At 66.8% G+C, this 7,367-nt stretch carries 2 protein-coding genes; both read right to left on the bottom strand.

What is annotated here, in order from left to right; translation table 11 throughout:
• Positions 1-544 precede the first annotated feature (544 nt).
• Positions 545-904, bottom strand: a complete 360-nt coding sequence (locus tag ABTW95_RS26145; RefSeq protein WP_396446002.1) for a hypothetical protein — start codon at positions 902-904, stop codon at positions 545-547.
• A 32-nt stretch (positions 905-936) separates the two neighbouring features.
• Complete coding sequence (locus tag ABTW95_RS26140) at positions 937-7,305, bottom strand: RHS repeat domain-containing protein (RefSeq protein ID WP_500227662.1); 6,369 nt, start codon at positions 7,303-7,305, stop codon at positions 937-939.
• Positions 7,306-7,367: the final 62 nt, after the last annotated feature.

The raw sequence follows: 7,367 nt of genomic DNA, 5'->3' as shown, positions 1-7,367 counted from the left end.
ATGGCTGGCGTAGGAACCTCCATCCTCGGGAGACCTCGACCTCTATCCCCGGACCGACGCGCCAGCCCCCACCACACCCTCGATTGCGAAGAGCCTGGTTACCCCGCATTCCACTCGCGGGCATTCGCGGTGCGCATGAGCGGAACCACTTGGTCCGACTCGGGTGGAGAGGGGCGATGATGGCCACTGGCGCCTGATTCGCGTCCGATAGCGGGGTCCTGTCGTGTGCGCCGAAGGAGTCTCGACTTGAGTAGGGATGCGTTCGCCGGTGTAGTGCAGGCATTCGCTGATGAGGTCGTCGGGGCGTTTCGCACAGCCCTTGGCCCTTGAATACTTCAACTCGCGCTGATACCCGATCCGACACTATACAGTGGGGCATCCGGGTCGGTAAGGAGGCGAAATTGCCCCCAACCTCACCCAGATCATCCAGCCCCGACACACAAAGATCACATCATGGCGAACAACAATGATTAAAGTGACGAACCGTCGCTAACACCGACCCGCCGCCACGCCCTGCGCCAGAGCTGAATGCCTACTCTCACATCTACGCAAAGGCGTCGACAGCTACGAATACGATGATGCCAATTATCAGGACGGCCTGCCCGATGAAGGATCTCAGGAGTACATTCTGCGGCACATCAGGCTCATCCATGAAGAGCGTTGAGAGCAAGATGCCGGGCCTTCCCGTGCCACATACGATCACCCACATGAGCAGTGCCGCAGTGGACCAGAGAGTCTTCTCGGCCGACCAGCCGTACCACTTGAGCTTGATCAGCAATGCCATCGGGGCCGCCACCCACATCATGACGGCGGCAGCCGTGCCGCCGTGGCCGAGCAGCTTGCGATCCCTCAGCGTGAGCGCGATGACGAGCGCGAGGGCCGAGATCGCCGCGATCAGTGCCATGCCGCCTCCAGTCCCGCGGGATCATACACCTTTCATGAAGTCGCCGCCATTCCCAATGCGGTGCCGGACCACTGGATTTTGGCTCCCCAGTATATTTGGAACGCCTTGCCTCGCCCGGCCCCTCGCGCGGCCTTCTGGAAACTGCCGACCGCACCTCCGTGATTCAGCATGGTCCGGCCGTATCCGTACGCGCGGCGGATCTTTGACGGCGACGACATGTACTTGTGCATCCTTCCGAACTTCCCGAAAGTTCGTATCATGCCAAGGCCCGTGCCGCCGGCGACCAATCCGATCGCGGTCGATCCTAGCTGTTTCGCGGCCATTCCCCAGTCACCGGTCACTGCGTACAACCCCGCCGAGGCGAGCCCGAGCCCGACCGAGACCGCCTGGCACGCCGTGCACAATGGAATGGCTCCGGCTATCGTGCTGACGACGCCGAGGACGCCGGCGGCCTTTTGGAATCCGCATTTCCAGCCATGACAGGAGTTTTGTTGTGCGCGCAGTGCGGCGGCCCTTGCCGCAAGCCGCTTGTGGATTTCCTTTTGCCAGGCGATTCGCTCAGCCATGCGTTGGGCGGAGAGCTGTTGGGCGAGTCTCGGGTGGCGTTTGAGGTAGTTCTGAGCTCGGTTATAATTCCGCCGGTCGTACCGGCCGTTCTGCCCGCTGTAAGGGTTGTTATCGGGGTCGGCCCACGCCGGTCCGTTGTAAGGTTCGCCCCTCTGGTGGCAGTTATGTGTTTCGCAGAAATTGGGCCCGTGGACGTTCTGCCAGGGGGTGGGGCAGGCGCCCACGTCGCATCTGGTCAGTCCATCGGGATCGCTGAAGGTGACCGGTGATCCCCCGGCGTAGCCGTATCCGTTCCACGATTGCGGGTCGGCGAAGTCGAAGACGGGATCGACGGTGAGGAACCGGCCGGTGTCGGGGTCGTATTCACGGGCGCCGAGGTGGGTGAGGCCCGTGGTGTCCTGGGTGCCGCCGACGAAGCCCTTGTCGTTCGGCCAGGTCGCGTTTTCGTCGAAGCCGCGGATCGCGCCGAACGGGGTGAAGCGGCGGGTCGTGCTCGCCATGGTGGCGGAGTTCACGGCGACTTGACCGGTGCCCTGGTGGTCGCTGGTCAGGTACGTGACGGGGCCGTTCGAGGCGCGCATTGCGACGGTCTTGCCGGCGAAGCTGTAGTAGCGGGTGCCGGTGGTGGTGGAGGCGCCGTTGAGGGCGCGCAGTTCGGTACCGTCCGGCAGATAGAGGGTGGCACCGGCGGGGTCCTTGCGGATCAGGCGGTTGCCGTCGGCGTCGTAGATGTAGGTTTCGTCGCTGCCGTTCTCGGTGACCTTGGTCAGTTCCCCTTCGGTGTCCCACTCGAAGGTCTGCGTCGAGGTGGTGGGGCTGCCGTCGGCGGTCTGGACGGCGGTGGTGTTGCCGATTGCGTCGTAGGCGTAGCTGTCGGTGCGCTGCCCGGCGGGTCCCGTCTGGCTGGTCTGCTGGAGGCGGTTGCCCTGCCCGGCGGGGGCGTAGGTGTAGGTGCGGGTGGTGTCGGCGGCGCCGTCGAGGCCATGGCGGGTTTCGCCGGTGCGGTTGCCGGCCTTGTCGTAGGTGAAGCTCTGCCAGTACGGCGCCGGGCCGCCGATCAGCGTGTCGGTGGGTTCGGCCGCGCAGGCGCTGGTGGTGCCCTGCGTCCATGCTTGGGTGAGGCGCTGCAGGTGGTCGTAGGTGAAGCACTGGTTGTCGACGCCGTCACGGGAATCATCAGTGATGGAGGTGATGGTGCCGGAATCGGTGTAATGGTAGGTGGCGTACCGATCGTTCCCGTTGATGCCTTCCCGCAGGGTTTTCGCGGTGGCCAGGCGCTGGGTGCCGTACTGGTAGGCGAAGGTCTCCCAGACGCGTCTGGGTTCGTCACCGAGTTCGAGGATGAGTGGCTTGCCGGTGGCGGTGTAGACGGTGTCGTTGACGTAGGTGCCCTTGGTGCTGGCCATGCGGATGGGCCGCTGCCAGGTGTCGTAGGTGTGAGCGACGGTCTCGTAGGGCAGTCCTCCGGCGACGACGGGAGTCTCGCTCTGGACGGTGCCGTCCAGGTTGTAGGCCTTCGTGTACAGGTAGGTGCCCGCCAGCACGCCCTGCTGCGCGGGGATGGTGACGCTGGCCGCCTCGACACGTCCGAGCTCGTCGTAGCCGCGCACCTGGTTGATGTACTGCGCGCCGTCGTGGTGGCGGATCGACTTGGCCAGCTCGCCCTTGCCGCCGACCGCGGTGTCGTAGGTGAACGACGTCAGCAGCGGTCCGTCGGCCGTCCCTTCGTGGGTGGCGGTCTCGCGGCCCAGCCCGTCGTAGTCGGTGAAGACCTTCTTGCCGCGGGCGTCGGTGGTGGAGGTGACCTGGTCCAGGTCGTTGTAGGTGAAGGTGGTGGTGCCCTTGTCGGGGTCGGTGGTCCTGGTCTTGCGTCCGCGGAGGTCGTAGGTGGTGGTGAAGGTGTTGCCGGACGGGTCGGTGACCGAGGCGATCTCCCCGGCCGGGGTGTAGGTGTAGGTCGCGGCGTCATAGTCGCCGGTGGGGGTGGCAGCCTTGTACTGGCGGCGTTCGATCACCTGCCCCCGGGCGTTGGTGATCTCGGCGGTGGGGGTGCCGCCGTCGGGCGGGGTGACCGAGACGCGGTTACCGCCGCCATAGGAATAGGTGGTACGCCACAGCTCCTGCTCGGGCTGCGACCCATTGCCCTTGGTGAGCTTCTCGACGGTCTTGCGGCCCAGCCCGTCGTACTCGGTGCGGGTCTGGGTCTCGACATTGCCGGGGGTGCCGACCCCGAACAGGGTGGTCTCCGGATCACCGGCCGCGGAGTAGGGGGCATAGGACTTGACGACCTGGCCGCGCTCGTCGTAGAAGGTGTCGCTGATCAGTCGGCCGTCCGGGCCCGGCGCCTGGGTCTGCCGTGGCCGCAGCCACCCGTCCAGCAGTTCGATCTTGGCGATCCGCTGCCCGCCGGTCGCGGTGACGGTCTTGGTGGTGACCGCGGCGATCTGGCCCCCGGCCACCTGGTACTCGAGCTCGTAGTTGGGGTGCGGGTTGCTGCCCTTGGATCGGTTGGGCAGCCACACCTGGGTCAGCCGGCCCAGCCCGTCATAGACCAGGTCGGTGTGCCGCCCGTTGGCGTCGGTGATGCGGGTCGGCACCCCCCAGGCCGGGTCCAGTACCTGGACGGTGGTCAGTGCCGTGGACGCGTCGCCCGGTGTGGCCGGCGGCGTGGTCGTCTGCGTGCCGGTGGTCAGGCCGCGGGTGTCGGTGTAGGCGGTCGTGGTGGCCTGCCCCAGCGCGTCCTCCACCCGCGTCTCTCGTCCGACAGAGTCGTAGGTGGTCTTGGACTTCGTCACGTACGTCGGGGTGCCGCCGTCGTACCCGGCCGCCTCTTCGAGCTTGGTGGCGCGGCCCATGGACGGGGCGTCCCCGAAGCCGCCGTTGTCGTAATAGGTGCGCAGGTCGGAGACGACCTGGGCGGGACGGTCGGGCGTCGCGGTGCAGGCGACCGAGACGGTCTCCACCCGGGACGGGAAGGCCACCATCCACTTGCCGGTGTTGTCGGCATAGGTGGTGCGGGTGCACTTGTCATCGGCCGCCGTGGCGACATCGCCCAGGTCGTTGACGGAAGTGACCCGCCCGACGCCCGCACCGGAACCGGCGTAGTCGGTGTCGGTCTTGGTCTCCGTCAAGCCGCCACCGTCCTTGGCCGTCCAGGTGCGGGACGTGTCGGTCCGGACGACGTTGGCAGTGGTGGTCCCCCACGAGCGGGTGCGTGAGGCGGTCTGCACCCGCCACGGGGTGTTGACGGTCTTGCTGTGGACGCTACCGCCGGGCGCGGTGTACTGGACGGTTTTGAGTGTGAACCCGGCCAGGGCGTCATGGTCGGTGTAGGTGCCGCCCTCGCCGTCGGAGACGGTGACGCTCTTCTCTCCACCGGACGTGGTCTTCCGGTCCCCGTCCATGCCCCGCATGTAGTAGGTGTCGGTCTGGGTGGCCGGATTATCGAAGTCGCCGGTGCGGGTGCGGACGTGGCCATAACCGCGCCACTGCGACCAGGTCTTCTCCTTCTCCTTGGTCAACCCGTCATCGTCGTCGAAATGCCAGGCCGCGCCGCCCAGGTACTCGTACCTGGTGGCCATGTCCGGCGCCAGCCCGGTGCGGTCGGTCTGGATCACGCTGGTGACCACGTACTTGTGGAACCAGTCGGTGATCGGGTCCTCGCGTCCAGGCGGCGTCCAGATCACCGGCATGCACCGGGTCGTGTTCGTCTCGGGCGTCGGCAGATCGCTCAGCGAGCAGTCGGGGTCGGAGTAGGAGATGTCGATCTGGCCGCCGGACTCGTCGTAGATGGCGCCGAGCCGGTAGCGGACGTAGGACAGGATGTCGTCGCCGGTCTTGTCCAGCCGGTTCGGCAACTGGATGTGGTTGAACGTGACCTTCGGCAGCGTCACCGGGTCGCTTCCGTCGGTCGAAGCCTGACCGGTGTGGGAGATCTCCTTCAGGACCAGGTCACGCTCGACGTCGGCCAGCTTCCACTCGTGGTCCAGCGACCACGAATCCACCGGACGGTAGCCCGAGCCATCGGGCTTGAGGATCTGCGTAGTGACGTTGGTCAGGCGCTTGCGGGACCAGAAGGTCGGCGACAGGGTGCCGTGGGTGTCCTTGCACTCCTGGCCGGAGTCGCAGTGCAGGTCCCACGGGACGTCCCACCACTTGTCGGGGTTGTCGCCGATCTTGGCCGGGTCGCAGTCGAAGGTCGCGTCCGGGATGCAGCGCTCGGAGGTGGTGAAGGTGACCTGGGCGGGCGGCTTGGCGAACAGCGCGTCCTTACGGAGCCCGTAGGAGATGGTCTTCAGATACCCGCCGCGCACGTAGGGGGTCTCGTCCTCGGCCTTGAGGTTGCGGCCGTAGTGGTTGATCTCCTGGCCGTAGGTGTAGTTGATCGCGTTGCCGGACGGGTCGACGACATAGTCCAGGTTCCAGCGGTACGCCTGCTGGCACCAGGAGGCGGCGAAGGTCGACTTGTGGCAGGGCTCCCCGGAGTCGTCGCCGAACACCGGGGACGTCCAGGTCGAGCCGGTTTCCGGTTTGCCGCTGGTCCAGCCTGGAAGGCGGTTCAATCCGAAGTAGTACTGGGTGCCGTCGCTGGTGGTGGCCCGCCAGTACTCGCCGTTGTCGTCACCGTTGCCATTGGACGAGTCGGTGAGCCTCTCGAACTTGGTGCCGTCGTCGTTCTTCGTCCGCCAAGAGCCGTCGGCGGTCTTGATCAGCTCTCCGCCCTTGCCGCCCCAGGTGACGGTGGCGTTGTCGTAGCCCCAGCACTGATCTGCCGGCGAGTTCCCCCACTCGTCCTCGGGTGCCCCGTCGTCCTCACACGCCTTGTAGCGCCGCTCGATATAGCCGGGCCACAGGGAGAACCCCTCACCGACCCACGACGGCTGACCATTGGTGTTGGCGGTCTTGCCGTCCACACTCGCCGAGGAGTAGGAGATCGCTACCTTCGGCGTCAACTCGCCGGGAACGGGCGGAACGCGCATCGGATACGACCAGGTGAAATCACCAGAGTCACCACCGGTCTTCCAGGTGGCCGACGCCTTCAGGGAGGTGGCCTTGTAGTCGCCCTGGGAACTGTCGGATTCGGCGGAGGCGACCAGCAATGTCGCATTTTGCCCGGCCGCCGCCGTCCGCGCACTGGCGGTGGCGGCCGGGGCTGCCTCCACCTCGGCGGTCAGAGTCTTGGCGGCCGCGTTGTTGTCGGTGGTCACCGGCTCGCCGGTACGGCATTCCGGCTTGTCCGGTGTGATCAGGGCGCATTGCGGCAACTGCGTGAGGCGTAGCCGCGCGCCGTAGGCGCCGCCGAACGCCTGCGCGAACTTGGAATAGTCGAGCCGTACCTTCGCCCGGCCCGGTGTGGTGGCGTCGGTGCGTGCCACCGTGAAGGCCAGGCCGTCCACCCCGAGTCGCTGGGTAGTCTGCCGGTCAAGGAGCTGCACCCGCACCCGGCCCGCTGCGGGCACCGCTCGCGCCGCGCGCAGTGGCTTGCCGGGCGGCAGCACCTGAATCGGCAGCTTGCCCGCGTGTGTCCCGTCGTTCTTGCCGCCGGAGGGGACGTCGACCTCGGCGGCGCCCGGGCTCGGCCATGCCGCTTTGGCCGCAGGCGCCGGTTGTGCCGGATCCTTCTTGCGAGGCCGGACCTTCAGGTCATGGCCCGGCACCGGCTTCTCATGGGAGGCGACCTTGGGACGGTCGGAGTTGGGCGGGTCGGCGAGCGCCGGCGACGCCGACAGCAGCCCGGCCGTCAGCACCACCGCCGTCGCGGCGGCGACCGTGGTCACCGTCCGGTGCGATCCCAGCACCAGCCTCTTGCGGCCTGCGTTCACGACGTCCTCCATCGCCACCGCCCCCGCCGGGACGGGAAGCGCACGATCAGCAGAAGAGAAATCGGCAAAGGGGT

It is taken from the genome of Spirillospora sp. NPDC127506 (assembly GCF_040302145.1).
In the GTDB taxonomy this organism is placed as follows: Bacteria; Actinomycetota; Actinomycetes; order Streptosporangiales; family Streptosporangiaceae; genus Spirillospora.
The sequence above is the reverse complement of the archived record's forward strand: the minus strand, read 5'-3'. Positions and strand labels throughout refer to the sequence as shown.

Bases quoted from the DNA above. Each gene is read 5' to 3' on its own strand.
- ABTW95_RS26140 (WP_500227662.1), bottom strand. From the start codon at position 7,305: ATGGAGGACGTCGTGAACGCAGGCCGCAAGAGGCTGGTGCTGGGATCG.
- ABTW95_RS26145 (WP_396446002.1), bottom strand. From the start codon at position 904: ATGGCACTGATCGCGGCGATCTCGGCCCTCGCGCTCGTCATCGCGCTC.